This is a genomic window from Telluria sp. RT2P19 (assembly GCF_059685725.1).
On the sequence record NZ_JCASIL010000006.1, the window covers coordinates 76,184 to 91,069 of the forward strand.

The following is a 14,886-nucleotide window of genomic DNA, read 5'->3' on the forward strand; positions in this document are numbered from 1 at the left end:
TCACAGGCCGCCGCGCCGGGCGTCGAGCAGGCGCCGCACGCTGTGCATCGCGAGCAGGCCACCGCAGAGCATGAAGGCGAGCGGCGTGCGGCCGGTGAATACAGGATTGGTATTCGGAAGCTGCACCCATTCGTCGGCCAGCTTGTCGCCGTACAGGATGTGCAGGCTCTTGTAGATGCCGAGCAGATAGGAGATGCGGGTGATACGGTCGACTTCGAGCACCCGGTCCGGGTTCTTCTTCCAGTCGTAGAACGACGACGACGAAAGCCCGCCGAGCAGCTCGCGCGCATCGTCGTCACGCAGGTTCCAGGCTGCCGCCAGCTTGAAGAACCCCTTCAGGGCCGACTGCGACAAGCGTTCGCGCTCCGCCCGCGAATGGAGGTCGACCAGGGTCGCCGGTTCGAAGCGGCTCTTGGGGTAGGCAAAGGCCAGGCTCATGTTTTCTCCGATAGTGGAGTGTTTATACTCCAATTCAGTATCGCATGAAAGGGCCAGTTGTCAAGCAGAGCATCCCATGACAGAATCGGCTGATTGCCAAACAGCAAATATCCTTTCCGCCTTCTATGCGCCTTAGCTCGCTTTCACTGATCGTCGTCTGCCTGGCCGCCGCCGCCGCCGCCGGCCGCGCGCGGGTGTCGGGCGACGACCTGCGCCGCCAGGTGATGGCGCACGAGCGCGCCTTTGCGACCACCATGGCGGCGCGCGACTTCGAGGGGTTCGGCCGCTACCTGTCGCGCGAGGCGGTCTTCATGGCCGATGGCGGCGCCTTGCACGGCAAGGAGGCAGTACTGGCCGGCTGGCGCCGCTACTTCGACGGCGGGCAGCCGCCATTCTCATGGGAGCCGGAACAGGTGGAAGTGGTCGAGTCGGGCACGCTGGCCTACAGCACCGGACCGATCCGCGATGCGGCGGGGCGCCGCATCGGCAGCTTCAATTCGGTCTGGCGGCTGGAGGCGCCGGGGCGCTGGGCGGTCGTGTTCGACCGCGGCTGCGATTGCAGGCAGTAGTCGCGGTCAGGCGCCATGCGGCGCGCCCACCGCTGCGACCGGAAACACGCGGTCGTACCCCAGGTTGAACAGGAAACCGTAGATCAGGTAGAACGTGACGATCGCGAGATCCATGACCAGCGCCGCCCATAGGCCAATGCCGAGGTACCAGGCGATCAAGGGGATGAGCATGGCGACCAGCCCGGCTTCGAACAGGAAGGTATGCGCCACCCGGATCGTCATCGTCTTGTCGACGCTGCCGCGCAGGCGCAGCATGGCGCGATCGAACCCCATATTGAAGATGAAGTTCCAGACGGTGGCGATGGTCGCCGAAGCGATGCCGATCACGCCCATGTGGTTGACCGGCTGGTCGAACAGCGCTGCCGAGCCGGGAATGAAGATGGCCAGGGCGACGGCCTCGAACAGGAGCGCGTGGCGAACGCGGTCACGGAAAGTACGCATGCAAAACATCCTCTATAAAACGCAGGGCCGCATCTTCGCATACACGAAAATATATGCACAGAGGCAAAATCGAGGCATCATGCTCCAAATATGAAACATACGAACTGGGATGACTTGCGCCTGCTGCTGCTGATCGCGCAAGAGGGCGCCTTGCGCGCTGCGGCGAGAAAAGCCGGAATCAGCGCGGCCACCCTGTCGCGCCGGCTCGATGCGCTGGAAGAGGCTCTCGGGCAACGGGTCGTCGAGCGCTTCCAGGGCGGCTGCGTGCCGACCGCGTTCGGCGCCGGCATCATCGCCGCGGCCAGCCAGATGGGTGAGATCGCCCTCGAGATCGACCGCAACCGCGACCGCCAGGACGCGCACGCCGCATCCGGAGTCGTGCGCATCAATACCGACGAGTGGCTGTCGTATTTCCTGACGACGCGCTTTGCCCGCTTCCATGACGCCCATCCCAACGTCGAAGTGGAAATCGTGACGTCGCACCGGCCCTACAGCCTGGCGCGGCGCGAGGCGGACATCGCGGTCCGGCCCTTTCGTCCGGAACAGCTCGACTTGGTCACGCGGCAGCTCGGCACCTTGTCATTCGGCCTGTACTGCAGCCGCGACGTGGCGGCGCGCCACGCCGCCGCCCTCGAGAACCAGGATTGGGCCAGCGTGCCGTTCGTGGGCTTCGATGAGCCACGCGCGGAATTCCAGTCCGACCTCTGGCTGCGCGCCTTGCCTGGCGCCCCGGCGCCATGGATGCGCTGCAGCTACGGGCTCGGGATCCTGGATGGCGTGGCGCACGGCGCCGGGCTCGGCGTGCTTGCGACTTTCCTCGCGGCCGATCTGGACAACCTGGTTGCCGCCATTCCCCATATCCCCGCGCTGGACCAGGATATCTGGCTGTCGATGCACAGCGGCCTGCGCACCAGCGCGCGCATCAGGGCGGTAGTCGACTTCATGGGGCAGGTGTTCAGCGAATATCGCCAGGGCGAAGGCTGACGGACCGGTTCGATGTCGGCGATGCGTCGAACCGGTCGGGAACGACCTGGCACGAGGGTGCGTGCCCGGCGCCCTCAGTCCCTGCCGATACCGCTGGCCAGCGCTGCATCGGCGCCGGCGCCGGCGCTGAGCATCCAGCCGGTCATGAGCAGATAGAACATCAGCAGCGTGAACAGCACCGCCACCCGGCGCGCGTTGATGCCGTCGAACAGCGGCTTCTTGCCGTAGTTGACGCCGACAAAATAGGCGCCGAAGACGGTCGCCATATAGTGCACGGCGCCGAAGGTTTCACCCAGCTCGCCCTTGCGCGGATGGTCGACCAGCAGGTGCGACAGGATCACCAGGACCAGGTAAGGCACCGAGGCCGCCAGCGGCGGCAGGTACAGGCCGAAGCGCTCGACGAAGCTGCGGACGGACGGACGCTTGAGGGCCAGCAGCGGCAGGAACAGGTTGTGGATCAAGCCAGCGATCACGATGATCTTCAGCAGCACCGCCTTGTGCAGGCTTTCCTTGCCAAAGCCGAGATTGTGCAGGTTCGTTTCGGCCTGGCGGTTATGCTGCTGGAACCATTCGGGCGACTGGATTTGCAGGATGCGCTGGAACCAGCTGATCTCTTCCAGCGCGGCAAGGGCGACCAGGCCCGTCAGGCCGGCCAGGACCAGCACGCCGAGACCGAAACCTTCCGTCTTCCAGCGGTCGATCGCGACGTAGCCCAGCAGGCCGGAAGTGAGCGAGAACGCCAGGAACTGCATCCATTCGACGATGCCGTCCTCGACCAGCAAGCGCGCCAGCTCATGCGAATTGTTTGCCCAGACCAGTGCCAGCAGCAGGCAGAAAGCGTTGATGATGGTCGCCGAGACGATCACCGGGTGTTTGTACCATTTGTTATCTACCACTAAATTACTCCTTCAAAGACGAAAAATGGTTGGCCGCCAGTGGTTGCAGGCCGGGCGCCGGCGCGCTGGCCGGCTCGGGTTCGCGCTCCTGCAGGCGATCGGAGGCGCGGCGGCCCGTGCGGCGCAGGGCGCCAGCCAGCAGGGTCACCACGGCCCAGCCCCACAGCAGCGGGTCGATCAGGGCATCCCACAGGTTGCCGGTGGGCAGGCGCAGCAGCGCAAACAGGGCGAACGCGCCGAGCAGGCAGCTCGCCGGGCCACGGCCATGGCCGCGCACGATGGCGAACACGCAGCCGGCCGCCGCGGCGATGCCGAGCAGTGGCGCGGTCGCGCCGCCGAAGCCGGCATAATAAAAGCCGCGCGCCAGCACGCCGAGGGCGTCGAGATACAACAGGATGCCGCTGACCGCCAGCACGCCGGCCAGCGCCTGCGGCATGACCTGGCTGCGCCGGACACCGTTCCAGCGCTCGCCCAGGCGCAACAGGCAGCAGCCGACCAGCAGACCGCTCGGATACTGGAACGCCAGGCCCAGCGACCAGGCCGGCGACAGCGCGCCCGGCAACGCCATCGCCGCCAGCGAGGCCACCACCACCGCCGCCAGCGCGACCCGGGACAGGGGCGACGAGCGGCGCGCGAAGGCGCGCCACGAAGCGCACCACAGGGCGCACGCCAGCGCCGCGACGACAATGGCCCAGCCCAGGCGGCTGTACAGGATTTGCAGTGACAGGTCCGGCAGGTGCATCAGATGGTCCCTCCGGCGTGGATGCGGTAGCGGTGGTGGGCGATCGCCTGGCGCTGCCAGGTGTAGGTGACGTGCAGTTCCTCGCCGACCTGCTGCAGGGTCGGATACGAGAACTCGTCGCCCGCCTTGCCCCTGGCGATGTCGGCGACCGTGCGCCAGCTGCGCATGTCGTCGGAGATCGACAGGCGCAGGACGCTGCGCGCCGAGGCGTCGTCGGCCGCGTGATTATGCAGCATCAGGAACTGGCCGCTGGCCAGGCGAATGGCCGCCATCGAGGTGTTATGGTTGGGCAGGTCGAGCGCCGGCAAGTCTTGCCAGCTGGCGCCGCCATCGAGGCTGGCCGCGTGCTGCATGCGGCGCGCTTCGCTGTCGTCGCGCAGCAGGGCGCGCACCTCGGTCTTCGAGACAGCCACGATGGCCGGCTGCAGGGTCGAGGTGCTTTGCCCGATGCGCGCCAGCGAAGTCGGGTTGCCCTGGGCGTCGAAGGCCATCAGCATCGGGTACTTGTTGCCGATTTCGAAATACACAGGAAGCCACCAGCCGCCATCGCTCAGCGCCAGCGGCGAGGTGCGCACCAGCGCGCTGGTATTGAATAGCGGCGAGGTCGGCAGTACGCGGCGCACATGGAAGCTCGCGCCCCGGTCCTGCGAGACGATGTGGGCGATGCGCGCCGCCGCCCAGCCGCCCAGGCCGGTAGCCACGACGTACAGGTGGATCCTGCCGTCGCGGTCGGTCCAGGCGACCGGATTGCCGATGCGACGTACGCCGAAGCCCAGTTCGGCGCCGAGCGACTCGCGGCTGGCGACCACCCACGGCGCGCTCCAGGCGCCGTTGGCCCAGGTCGAGGCAAATACCTTGACGTCGGGCCCGCTTTCGCGGCTGCCGGCCCACCAGAAGGCGAGCATGCGGTTGCCCGGCAGCGGCGTCATCGAACTGGCGTGGGCCGACGGCATGCCTTGCGGCGCGGGGATGTGGGTGTGCGACAGTTCGGTGAGCGTGACCGGACCGGCGCCGGCGGCGCCGGCCAGGCTTGGCTGCGCCGCGGCGTGCGCGTCGCGGCTCCAGCGCAGCGCTTCGGCGCCGAGCATGAGCAACAACAGCAGCACGCAGCCGAGCAAGACGAGATTGCGGGGGCGCGGCCGAGGGATCTGGGGATTCTCCATTCGCTTCCAGTAGAGGGAACCCGGCTTTGCGTCCTGCACTGGCGGGCTCTGACATTGAACTCCCGGGAAGCGATGATTCCGCTGCGGGACTGCCGACGCAAAATAGCCGGCCAGCAAAAGGCGATATGGTACCGGAAAGCCGGGGAAAACACATCAGGCAGAGGCGAGAACCGGACCGAAATAAGCGTCATTCCGCGTCCGGGGCACGGGTCGGGCGGCGGATGATGGCAAGCTTGCCAACGCATTCTCACGTTTATGGCAATTTCTTGATAATGAGCTCAACGCCCAGCCTATACTTGCGTTTTCGACAGCCTGGGCACTGCCGCATGCGTACTTTACCCGCATCACTCGTCTTGATCCTTGCCCTGTTCGGGGCGGGATGCGCGAACCAAAATCCGTATTTCGACTCCACCAAGCCGCACCACCGTCCGGAAGGCTTCGCCAACAACTATCCGTCGAATCCCGCCTACCAGCGTCCCAAGCTCGGCTTTTTCGAGGGCTGGGCGGCGCGCATCAAGAACTGGACCGAGGACGAAGCGGTGCGCGCGCCGAGCGCGCCGATCCCGGCGGTGGCGCCCGATCTCGCCTTCATCCACGCCAACCGCGACACGCCGGCGCTGACATGGATCGGCCATGCAACGTTCCTGTTCCAGACCGGCACCGGGGTCAACATCCTGCTCGACCCGGTGTTCGACGAGCGCGCCTCGCCGCTGCCGTTCGCCGGCCCCAGGCGCCACCAGCCGCCGGGCGTGGCGATCGCCGACCTGCCGCGCATCGATGTCATCCTGATCAGCCACTCGCATTACGACCACCTGTCGCGCGACTCGCTGCGCCGGCTGTACCGGCAGGCTGGCGGGCCGCCGCTGCTGGTGGCGCCACTGGGGGTAGATATCTGGCTCGAAAGGAACGTGACGGGCGGCGACCGCGCCCGCATCGTCAAGCTGGACTGGTGGGACAAGACCGTCTACCAGGGGCTGGAGCTGCATTTGCTGCCGGTGCACCACTGGTCGGCGCGTTCGCTGTGGGACCGCAACGCAACCCTGTGGGGCGGTTTCGCGGTGACGCGGCCGGGCTTCTCGTTCTTCTTTTCGGGCGACCTCGGGTATTCGAAGGACATCCAGGATATCGCCGCGCGTTTCGACGGCTTCGACCTGGCGGCAATCGGCATTGGCGCCTACCAGCCGATCTGGTACCGCAACTCCCACGTCAGCCCGGACGAGGCGGTGCGCATCCACCGCGAGCTGCGCAGCAGGCGCAGCGTCGGCATGCACTGGGGGACGTATCCGATGGGGCAGGAGCGGCTGGACCAGGCCGCGATCGACCTCGCCACCGCGCGCAGGGCGCAGGGCGTGGCCGACGGTGCATTCTTCGTGATGAAGATCGGGGAAACCTACCGGCCGCGCGCCGCCCCGCCTTCCGCGAGATGACGCCTAAGGTCGCGGCGAGCGCAGCGTCAATTTCAGGATCTCACCGGGCTGCCACAGCCGCATGCGCGGCCCCCAGCCGCCGGCGCCGCGGCTGATCACCAGCTGCATATCGCCTTCGCGGTGCAGGCCCGCCAGGTGCGGGAATTCGCGCTTGACGAGATAGCTGAACGGCCAGATCTGCCCGCCGTGCGTATGCCCGGACAGCATCAGGCTCACGCCCTCGCGCGCGGCGCGCTCCACCAGGCCGGGCGCCGGGATGTGGGCCAGCAGGATGGTGGCGCCTTGCGCGCGGCTGGGGATCGTCCGTCCCAGTCCGGCATAGATGTCGCCCCCACCGCGCATGGCCCGGCCGATGTCGTCCAGGCCTGCCAGGTGCAGGCCGGGCGCGATCTCGACCCGCTCGTCGCGCAGCCATTGCACGCCGCCGGCCGAAAATTCCTCGATGGTGCCGCCGGCGTCGCCATAGTATTCATGATTGCCCGTCACCGCCCACACGCCCAGCGGCGCGCGCAGGCGGCGCAGCACCGGCGCCAGCTGGTCGTCGTTGATCGGTTCGTCCTCGACCTGGTCGCCCAGCATCACCACCGCGCCCGGGTCGAGTGCGTTGATCTGCTCGACCCGCTTGCCCAGCCAGGCGGCGCGGCGCTGGGCGCCGAGATGGGTATCGCTGATGGCGACCAGGATCGTGCCGTCCAGTTCCTGCGGCAGGCCGGCCAGGGCCAGTTCATGCTCGATGATCGTCGGTGCGCGTACTGCCTGGAAGATGGCGAAGGCGCTGACCGCGACGCCGGCGATGGCGCCGGCCGCCAGGATCTTCTGCGCGAACTTGCGCAGCCACAGCCCGAAGCCGGTCACCAGGTCGGCGACCAGCAGGTATTGCGCCATCACGAACAGGATGCCGAGCCAGGTCATGGCGAACTGGCCCGGCCACCAGCGCCAGTCGAGGGCGGCGTCGCCCAAGCGCACGCCAAGCAGGTAGACCGCCCACACCGCGACGGCGCCCAGCCACCACCAGCGCGCGCCGATGCGCGCGCGTACGGGGCCGAGCGCATACAGCCGGTGCGCCACATAGAAATGCATCAGCGTGCCGATGCCGTTGAGGATGAGTGAAAACATGCGTAATGACGCCGGTCTGGCCGGCGGCGGTAGTCCGTAACCGGGCAATCATAGCGGGATCGCCATCATCATGTCGCCGGGAATTATTGCGAGGTTTATACTGCCTTGTCCCCGTCAACCACGACCGCCCCGTGATAGAACTGCTCAATGCGATTGCGCGCAACCTGATTCTGCCACCCGCCAGCCTGTTCTCGCTGATCGTTATCGGCCTGCTGCTGCGGCGGCGCTGGCGGCGCGCGGGCAATATCGTCGCCGGTTCGGCGCTGGCGCTGCTGGTCTTCTTGTCGAGCAATGGCGGCGCGCGCTTTTTGGTCGCGCCGCTCGACGCAATGACCACGCCGCTGCGCTGGCCCGAGAAAGCAGGCGCGCAGGCGATCGTGGTGCTGGCCGCCGGCCGGCTGCAGGGTGCCCCCGAATACGGCGGCCGGGACATCCCGGACTATATCGCGCTGGCGCGCCTGCGCTATGCGGCGCACCTGCACCGGCGCACCGGCCTGCCGATCCTGGTCAGCGGCGGCGCGCCGCGCGCCGGCGAGACCAGCCTTGCCGATACGATGGCAAGTGCGCTGCGCGAGGATTTCGGGGTGCCGGTGCGCTGGGTCGAGAAGCGTTCGCGCAATACGGCCGACAATGCGGCCTTCAGCGCCGCCCTGCTGCGCGTCGACAAGGTCGAGCGTGTGCTCTTGGTGACCGATGCGATGCACATGCAACGCGCCCGCACCGCGTTCCAGCGCGGCGGCCTGCAGGTGACGGACGCGCCGACCATGTTCTTCAGCCGGCAGGCGCGCGGCCTGGGCGCCTGGGTGCCGAGCGCCGAGGGTTTGCGCCGTTCGTGGTATGCGTCGTACGAGCTGATCGGGATCGCGTGGTACCGGCTGAAAGGACGGGAGTAACGCTAGGCCGCCTCGGCGTGCTCGACCAGCAGCTGCACCTTGGTCACGCCATTGTACTCATTGGCATCGAGCCGGAACGCCACCCGCGCGCGCTCGGGCAGGCTGTCGGTGTGGCCGAACCAGATCGCGTCGTAGCGGCGGCCGTTCTTTTCCAGCAGCAGCTTGAGGTGACGCTCCTTCAGGATGCGCTGGCTGACCACGCGGAATTCGTCGCAGAACACGGGTGGCGCGAAGCCCTGGCCCCACACCTGGTCGTCCATCAGCGCGATGAACTGGGTCGAATAGAACTCGTCTTCCAGCGGGCCGTCGGTCTCGACGATGCGCTCGAGCTGGGCCTCGGTCAGCCAGGCCTGGCCGACCGCCTCGAAGGCCTGGCAAAAACTGTCGAGAGCATCCAGGCGGATCGACAGGCCGGCCGCCATCGCGTGGCCGCCGAACTTGTCGATCAGGCCCGGCACGCGCTTGGACACCAGGTCGAGCGCATCGCGCAAATGAAAGCCCGGAATCGACCGCCCCGAGCCCTTGATCCAGCCGTCGCCGGCCGGCGCGAAGGTAATCGTCGGGCGGAAGAATTTTTCTTTCAGGCGCGAGGCGACGATGCCGATCACGCCCTGGTGCCAGCCTTCGTCGAATACCGCGATGGTGCTGGCGCTGGCGGGCTCGAAGCTGTCGAGGTGGATCAGGGCCGTGTCCTGCATCTCGGCCTCGATCTCGCGGCGCTTGAGGTTGATCTCGTTGAGCTGCTGGGCGATGGCCCAGGCGCGGCCCTCGTCGTCGGTGATGAGGCACTCGATGCCGAGCGCCATGTCTTCGAGCCGGCCGGCGGCGTTCAGGCGCGGACCGACGGCAAAGCCCAGGTCGAACGGCGAGGCGCAGCGCGCTTCGCGGCCGGCCACGCGGAACAGGGCGGCGACGCCGGCATGCATGCGGCCCGCACGCATGCGCTTGAGGCCCTGGGCGACCAGGATGCGGTTGTTGGCGTCGAGCTTGACCACGTCGGCGACGGTGCCCAGCGCGACCAGGTCGAGCAGGCTGTCGAGCTTGGGCTGGGTCTGGGCGTCGAACACGCCGCGCTTGCGCAGCTCTGCGCGCAGGGCCAGCAGCACGTAGAACACGACACCGACGCCGGCCAGGTGCTTGCTCGGGAAGCCGCACTCCGGCTGGTTCGGATTGACGATCACGCGCGCCGGCGGCAGGGCGTCGCCCGGCAGGTGGTGGTCGGTGACGACGACCTCGATGCCGAGCCGGTTGGCCTCGAGCACGCCCTCGATGCTGGCGATGCCGTTGTCGACCGTGACGATGATGTCGGGGTTCTTTTCGCGCGCGGTGATCTCGACGATCCCGGGCGTCAGGCCATAGCCGTGCACCACGCGGTTCGGCACGAAGTAGTCGACCTGGGCGCCCATGGCGCGCAGGCCGCGCAGCGCGACCGCGCAGGCGGTGGCGCCGTCGCAGTCGTAGTCGGCAACGATGGTCATGCGCTTGCCGGCCTGGATCGCGTCGGCCAGGAAGACGGCGGCGGCGTCGATGTGCTTCAGGCCGGCCGGCGGCGACAACGCCGCCAGCTCGCTCGAGAGCTCGCGCACGTGCTCCAGGCCGCGCGCGGCATAGATGCGCGCCAGTACCGGGTGGACGCCGTCCTGGCGCAGCAGTTCCGACACGCGGAACGGGCAGGGGCGGGTGGAGATGCGGGTCTTGGTGGTCAAGTCAGTGTCCAGCCAGTGAATCGAGCGTGGGGCTGCGCCAGAATTTGCGTTGCGCCATCGCGCTGGTCGTCGCCTCGAGCAGTCCTTCGCGGCTGCTCATTACCAGGCGCAGCGACTTCACGCGGCCATCCCTGACGGCGGCCAGCAGGGGCGCGAACAGGGTTTCCTCAAGGTGTTGCATGCCTTGCAGCCAGCCGTTCCAGTCGGCGGCCAGCGCGGCCTCGCCGAGGTTGCCGGCGACCAGCAGGCCATCTCGCCCGAGGACGCCGTCCAAGCCGTCGAGCGAATCGAGGCGCAAGCTGGCAAGGGCGGTCAGCCAGCCGGGGGCGGCGTAGCTGGCCAGCGCCCTGGTCGACGCCGGCGCCTGCGTCGCCGCGCCCCAGACCCAGAACGCATTCACCACCGGCAGCCGGCGCGCCTCGCGCGCGGCGTTCACGGGATGAGCGTGCCAGGCCATCTGCACCTCGTTCTGCAGGCGGCGGTAGGCCTGGGCCTTCGCGCCCTTGGGCATGAAGTCGGTCAAGTCCATATTGGCCACGGTGTCGGGGCTGGCGGTATCGAAACCGGTCCAGTCGTCGGCGCGCAGGAACCAGGTATGGGCGTCGCCGTAGCGCAGTGTGTGGCCGATCTCTTCGCACAGGCCGCGCGCCGCCTCGAACAGGGCCTGGCCGTCGTCGTCGGCCAGGCTGACCTGGCGGGTGTCGGCCATCATCAGGTGGCTGCGCGCGATCTGGATATGGGCCGGCGTGACGATATGCCAGCGCCCCTGGCCAGGATCGATACCAAAGCCGCTCATGGCGGCCACGGCGAACGGCGTCGGCCCTTCCTGGCCGAGTCCGAGTTCGCGCGCCAGCCAGGTTTCATGCGGCAGGGCGTGGACGATATCGGCCCTGGGAGCGCGCTCTAAGCGCGAAGTGCGCGACAGCAGCGCGCCCAGCGCCGGCGCCTGCAGGGCGCGAACAAGGTCGGGTGCGAATTCGGGGAGGGGAAGGGCGAACGGCAGGACAAGCGTAATATGAGCCATCCCGCTATTCTAGGACAAAATCGGCCGGCTCGCGGGTTTGATCTCGGCTGGCCAGGGGGCGCTGGCACATGGTTATTTGATAATCCGCGCCACAAAAGCGGTTTGTCTGGCAAACTGCCGGGTTGGCGAAGCCAGAACAACAAGAACCGGACCGACAGCGTGAGCACGACCCAACCATGAGCATCACCCAGAAACTCCCCTACGAATGGCAGATCGGCCTGCGCTATACCCGCGCCGGCAAGCGCAGCGGCCGCAACAGCTTCATTTCCTTCATCTCGATGGCCTCGGTGGCCGGCATCGCCCTCGGCGTGGCGGCCCTGATCGTGGTGCTGTCGGTGATGAACGGCTTCCAGAAAGAAGTCACCAACCGCATGCTGTCGATGCTGGCCCATGTCGAGGTCTTCGATGCGCGCGGCGCCCTGCCAGACTGGCGCGCGAACAGCAGCCAGGCGCTGCGCCATCCCGAGGTGCGCGCCGCCGCGCCTTTCCTGGATGCGCAATCGATGCTGCTGGTCGACGGCGTCATGAAGCCGGCCCTGCTGCGCGGCGTCGAGCCGATCGAAGAGGCCAAGGTGTCGGACGTGGTGCGCCAGATGAAAGAGGGCAGCTTCGAGTCGCTGCGTCCCGGCTCCTTCAATATCGTGCTGGGCCGGGCCCTGGCCAGGTCGCTCGGCGTCGAGATGGGCGACCGCGTGTCGCTGCTGGTGGCCAGTGGCGGCATCCTGGGCGGCGCCAGTTCGCCCGGCGAGAATGCGTTGCCGCGTACGCGCGCGCTCACCGTTTCCGGCATCTTCGAGGCCGGCCATTTCGAATTCGATTCCACGCTGGCGCTGGTGAACATCGCGGACGCCGAGGCCGCGACCGGGGCCACGATGCCGGCCGGCCTGCGCCTGCGCCTGGCCGACTTGCGGCAGGCGCCGCGCGTGGCCCATGAGCTGCAGCAGTCGATGGCGGGCGACCTGATCCTGCGCGACTGGACCAAGGTCAACACCGTCTGGTTCGCCGCCGTGCAATCGCAGAAGAACATGATGTTCATTATTCTTACCATGATCGTGGCGGTGGCCGCCTTCAACCTGGTGTCGACCCTGGTCATGACGGTCAAGGACAAGCAGGCCGACATCGCCATCCTGCGCACCCTGGGCGCGTCGCCGCGCGGGATCATGAAGATCTTCATGGTGCAGGGCACGCTGGTCGGCATGCTGGGCGCCTTGCTCGGCGTGGGGCTGGGCGTGCTGGTGGCGCTGAACGTCGACGTGATCGTGCCGGCCATCGAGCGCATGCTCGGCGTGCATTTCCTGTCGCAAGAGGTCTACCTGATCAGCGAGATGCCGTCCGAATTGCTGTGGCGCGACGTCGGCTGGATCGGCGGCGTGGCCGTGGTGCTGGCCTTCCTGGCCACGATCTACCCGAGCTGGGCCGCCTCGCGCGTGAAACCGGCCGAGGCCCTGCGGTATGAATGAGCGCCGCACGATGACCTACCCCGCTTCATCTTCTCGAGACACATACGCATGAGCATCATCCACAGACTGCCGTACGAATGGCAGGTCGGCCTGCGCTATACGCGCGCCGGCAAGCGCAGCGGGCGCAGCAGCTTCATCTCCTTCATTTCGCTGATCTCGGTGGCCGGTATCGCCCTGGGCGTCGCGGCCCTGATCATCGTGCTGTCGGTGATGAACGGCTTTCAAAAGCAGGTCACCGACCGCATGCTGTCGGTGCTGGCCCATATCGAAGTGTTCGACGCTTCGGGCAGCCTGCCGGACTGGCGCGCATCAAGCAGGGAGGCGCTGCGCAATCCGAATGTGCTGGGCGCTGCGCCGTTTGTCGAGACCCAGGGCCTGCTCGTGCGCGACGGGGTGATGCGGCCCTCGATCGTGCGCGGCGTGCTGCCGGGCGAAGAGAACCAGGTGTCGACCGTGGCGCAGCAGGTGCGCGCCGGCAGCTTCGATGCGCTCAAGCCGGGCCAGTTCAATATCGTGCTCGGCTATGCGCTGGCACGCGCGCTGGGCGTCGGCCTGGGCGACAAGGTCACGATGGTGCTGGCCCAGGGCCAGGTGACGCCGGCCGGCATGGTGCCGCGCACGCGCAGCTTCACGGTCGCCGGCATCTTCGAGGCCGGTCACTTCGACTTCGATGCGGCGCTGTCGTTCATCCACGTCGAGGACGCCCAGCGCCTGGAGCGCCTGGCGGCGCCGTCGGGCCTGCGCCTGCGCATCGCGAACATGCGCGAAGCGCCGGAAGTGGCCGAGCAGTTGCGGAGCACGATGCAGGGCGCGAAGGAGGGCGACCTGGTGGTGCGCGACTGGCCCAAGCTCAATGCAAACTGGTACGCTGCCGTACAGACCGAAAAAAAGATGATGTTCATTATCCTCACCCTGATCATCGCGGTGGCCGCCTTCAACCTGGTCTCGAGCCTGGTGATGACGGTGACCGAGAAGCAGGCCGATATCGCGATCCTGCGCACGCTGGGATCGTCGCCGCAATCGATCATGAAGATCTTCATGGTGCAGGGCGCGGTGGTCGGCGTGCTGGGGACGCTCGCCGGCGTCGCCATGGGGGTGGCGGTCAGCCTGAACATCGATGTCATCGTCCCGTTCATCGAACGTTTGCTGGGAGTGGAGTTCTTGTCCAAAGATATATATTTGATCAGTACCGTGCCGTCCGACCTGCATGGTCCGGACGTCGCGATCATCGGCGTCATCTCGGTGCTGCTGGCGTTCGCCGCTACCGTGTACCCGAGCTGGGCCGCCTCGCGTGTGAAACCGGCGGAGGCATTGCGTTATGAGTGAGGCACCGGTGTCCGCAGCAACCCCGATCCTGGCCTGCCGTGGCCTCGGCAAGACCTTCAAGCAGGGCGACGCCACAGTGCGCGTGATCGACGGGATCGACTTCGCCGTGCACCGCGGCGAGCGGGTCGCCATCGTCGGCGCCTCGGGTTCCGGCAAATCGACCCTGCTGCATCTGCTGGGCGGCCTGGATACCCCGAGCAGCGGCTCGGTGACCCTGAATGGCGAGGATTTCGCGACGCTGTCCGAAGCGCGCCGCGGCGAATTGCGCAATACGGCGCTGGGTTTCGTGTACCAGTTCCACCACCTGCTGCCAGAGTTTACGGCGCTCGACAATGTCATGATGCCGCTGTTGATCCGGCGCGAGGCACGCCCGGTGGCGCTCGAACGCGCGCAAGCGATCCTGGAACGCGTGGGCCTGGGCAAGCGCGTGGTGCACCGGCCGGGCGAATTGTCCGGCGGCGAACGCCAGCGGGTGGCGCTGGCGCGCGCGCTGGTGACCCAGCCCGCATGCGTGCTGGCCGACGAACCGACCGGCAACCTGGACCACACCACCGCGCAGATCATCTTCGACCTGATGCTGGAATTGTCGCGTACCCTCGGCACCGCCTTCGTGATCGTCACCCACGACATGGAACTGGCGCGCCGCTGCGACCGCGTGCTGCGCATGACCGAACACGGCCTGCAGGCGGCGGAGGCGTAAT

General features: G+C 67.4%; 15 protein-coding genes. 7 read left to right on the forward strand and 8 right to left on the reverse strand.

What is annotated here, in order from left to right:
- Positions 1-438, reverse strand: coding sequence for an antitoxin Xre-like helix-turn-helix domain-containing protein (locus tag AC56KW_RS09825; RefSeq protein ID WP_497170549.1), 438 nt, complete (start codon positions 436-438; stop codon positions 1-3).
- Positions 439-563: 125 nt separating this feature from the next.
- Here AC56KW_RS09825 and AC56KW_RS09830 point away from each other — a divergent pair, with 125 nt between their 5' ends.
- Positions 564-1,007, forward strand: a complete 444-nt coding sequence (locus AC56KW_RS09830) for a YybH family protein (RefSeq protein WP_497170550.1) — start codon at positions 564-566, stop codon at positions 1,005-1,007.
- A gap of 6 nt (positions 1,008-1,013) precedes the next feature.
- On the opposite strand, the gene AC56KW_RS09835 is transcribed toward AC56KW_RS09830, so the two are convergent.
- A complete protein-coding gene (locus AC56KW_RS09835) occupies positions 1,014-1,448 on the reverse strand; it encodes a PACE efflux transporter (protein WP_497170551.1) in 435 nt (144 codons plus the stop codon).
- Positions 1,449-1,538: 90 nt separating this feature from the next.
- Between AC56KW_RS09835 and AC56KW_RS09840 the strand changes: the two genes are divergently transcribed.
- Entirely contained in the window at positions 1,539-2,432 is an 894-nt protein-coding gene (locus tag AC56KW_RS09840) for a LysR family transcriptional regulator (RefSeq protein ID WP_497170552.1), read from the forward strand.
- A 74-nt stretch (positions 2,433-2,506) separates the two neighbouring features.
- Here the strand turns inward: AC56KW_RS09840 and AC56KW_RS09845 are convergent, their stop codons facing one another.
- Genes AC56KW_RS09845 through AC56KW_RS09855 form a run of 3 tightly spaced genes read right to left on the reverse strand, consistent with a single transcriptional unit; the run spans position 2,507 to position 5,233 of the window.
- Positions 2,507-3,328 (reverse strand): hypothetical protein, encoded by an 822-nt coding sequence (locus AC56KW_RS09845; protein WP_497170553.1) that lies wholly within the window; start codon positions 3,326-3,328, stop codon positions 2,507-2,509.
- 4 nt (positions 3,329-3,332) lie between these two features.
- Entirely contained in the window at positions 3,333-4,070 is a 738-nt protein-coding gene (locus AC56KW_RS09850; protein WP_497170554.1) for a hypothetical protein, read from the reverse strand.
- Positions 4,070-5,233 (reverse strand): sialidase family protein, encoded by a 1,164-nt coding sequence (locus tag AC56KW_RS09855; RefSeq protein ID WP_497170555.1) that lies wholly within the window; start codon positions 5,231-5,233, stop codon positions 4,070-4,072. The genes AC56KW_RS09850 and AC56KW_RS09855 overlap by 1 nt, the downstream gene beginning before the upstream one ends.
- Before the next feature lie 326 nt (positions 5,234-5,559).
- Here AC56KW_RS09855 and AC56KW_RS09860 point away from each other — a divergent pair, with 326 nt between their 5' ends.
- On the forward strand, positions 5,560-6,660 hold the full coding sequence (locus AC56KW_RS09860) for an MBL fold metallo-hydrolase (RefSeq protein WP_497170556.1): 1,101 nt from the start codon (positions 5,560-5,562) through the stop codon (positions 6,658-6,660).
- A gap of 3 nt (positions 6,661-6,663) precedes the next feature.
- Here AC56KW_RS09860 and AC56KW_RS09865 read toward each other — a convergent pair whose 3' ends face one another.
- Positions 6,664-7,776 (reverse strand): metallophosphoesterase, encoded by a 1,113-nt coding sequence (locus AC56KW_RS09865; RefSeq protein ID WP_497170557.1) that lies wholly within the window; start codon positions 7,774-7,776, stop codon positions 6,664-6,666.
- Between the two features lie 131 nt (positions 7,777-7,907).
- On the opposite strand from AC56KW_RS09865, the gene AC56KW_RS09870 reads away from it, so the two are divergent.
- Positions 7,908-8,669, forward strand: a complete 762-nt coding sequence (locus AC56KW_RS09870; RefSeq protein WP_497170558.1) for a YdcF family protein — start codon at positions 7,908-7,910, stop codon at positions 8,667-8,669.
- 2 nt (positions 8,670-8,671) lie between these two features.
- On the opposite strand, the gene recJ is transcribed toward AC56KW_RS09870, so the two are convergent.
- Positions 8,672-10,375 (reverse strand): single-stranded-DNA-specific exonuclease RecJ, encoded by a 1,704-nt coding sequence (gene recJ / locus AC56KW_RS09875; protein ID WP_497170559.1) that lies wholly within the window; start codon positions 10,373-10,375, stop codon positions 8,672-8,674.
- Position 10,376: 1 nt separating this feature from the next.
- The gene (locus AC56KW_RS09880; protein ID WP_497170560.1) at positions 10,377-11,399 is read right to left on the reverse strand and encodes a hypothetical protein; all 1,023 of its coding nucleotides are present in this window, start codon (positions 11,397-11,399) and stop codon (positions 10,377-10,379) included.
- Positions 11,400-11,575: 176 nt separating this feature from the next.
- Between AC56KW_RS09880 and AC56KW_RS09885 the strand changes: the two genes are divergently transcribed.
- Genes AC56KW_RS09885 through lolD form a run of 3 tightly spaced genes read left to right on the forward strand, consistent with a single transcriptional unit; the run spans position 11,576 to position 14,885 of the window.
- Positions 11,576-12,859 (forward strand): lipoprotein-releasing ABC transporter permease subunit, encoded by a 1,284-nt coding sequence (locus AC56KW_RS09885; RefSeq protein ID WP_497170561.1) that lies wholly within the window; start codon positions 11,576-11,578, stop codon positions 12,857-12,859.
- Positions 12,860-12,907: 48 nt separating this feature from the next.
- Positions 12,908-14,185: a lipoprotein-releasing ABC transporter permease subunit gene (locus tag AC56KW_RS09890; RefSeq protein ID WP_497170562.1), complete on the forward strand. Its 1,278-nt coding sequence runs from the start codon at positions 12,908-12,910 to the stop codon at positions 14,183-14,185.
- The gene (gene lolD / locus AC56KW_RS09895) at positions 14,178-14,885 is read left to right on the forward strand and encodes a lipoprotein-releasing ABC transporter ATP-binding protein LolD (protein WP_497170563.1); all 708 of its coding nucleotides are present in this window, start codon (positions 14,178-14,180) and stop codon (positions 14,883-14,885) included. The genes AC56KW_RS09890 and lolD overlap by 8 nt, the downstream gene beginning before the upstream one ends.
- Position 14,886: the final 1 nt, after the last annotated feature.

Coding starts and splice junctions, on each gene's coding strand:
- AC56KW_RS09825 (WP_497170549.1), bottom strand. CDS start 438: ATGAGCCTGGCCTTTGCCTACCCCAAGAGCCGCTTCGAACCGGCGACC.
- AC56KW_RS09830 (WP_497170550.1), top strand. CDS start 564: ATGCGCCTTAGCTCGCTTTCACTGATCGTCGTCTGCCTGGCCGCCGCC.
- AC56KW_RS09835 (WP_497170551.1), bottom strand. CDS start 1,448: ATGCGTACTTTCCGTGACCGCGTTCGCCACGCGCTCCTGTTCGAGGCC.
- AC56KW_RS09840 (WP_497170552.1), top strand. CDS start 1,539: ATGAAACATACGAACTGGGATGACTTGCGCCTGCTGCTGCTGATCGCG.
- AC56KW_RS09850 (WP_497170554.1), bottom strand. CDS start 4,070: ATGCACCTGCCGGACCTGTCACTGCAAATCCTGTACAGCCGCCTGGGC.
- AC56KW_RS09855 (WP_497170555.1), bottom strand. CDS start 5,233: ATGGAGAATCCCCAGATCCCTCGGCCGCGCCCCCGCAATCTCGTCTTG.
- AC56KW_RS09860 (WP_497170556.1), top strand. CDS start 5,560: ATGCGTACTTTACCCGCATCACTCGTCTTGATCCTTGCCCTGTTCGGG.
- AC56KW_RS09865 (WP_497170557.1), bottom strand. CDS start 7,776: ATGTTTTCACTCATCCTCAACGGCATCGGCACGCTGATGCATTTCTAT.
- AC56KW_RS09880 (WP_497170560.1), bottom strand. CDS start 11,399: ATGGCTCATATTACGCTTGTCCTGCCGTTCGCCCTTCCCCTCCCCGAA.
- AC56KW_RS09885 (WP_497170561.1), top strand. CDS start 11,576: ATGAGCATCACCCAGAAACTCCCCTACGAATGGCAGATCGGCCTGCGC.
- AC56KW_RS09890 (WP_497170562.1), top strand. CDS start 12,908: ATGAGCATCATCCACAGACTGCCGTACGAATGGCAGGTCGGCCTGCGC.
- lolD (WP_497170563.1), top strand. CDS start 14,178: ATGAGTGAGGCACCGGTGTCCGCAGCAACCCCGATCCTGGCCTGCCGT.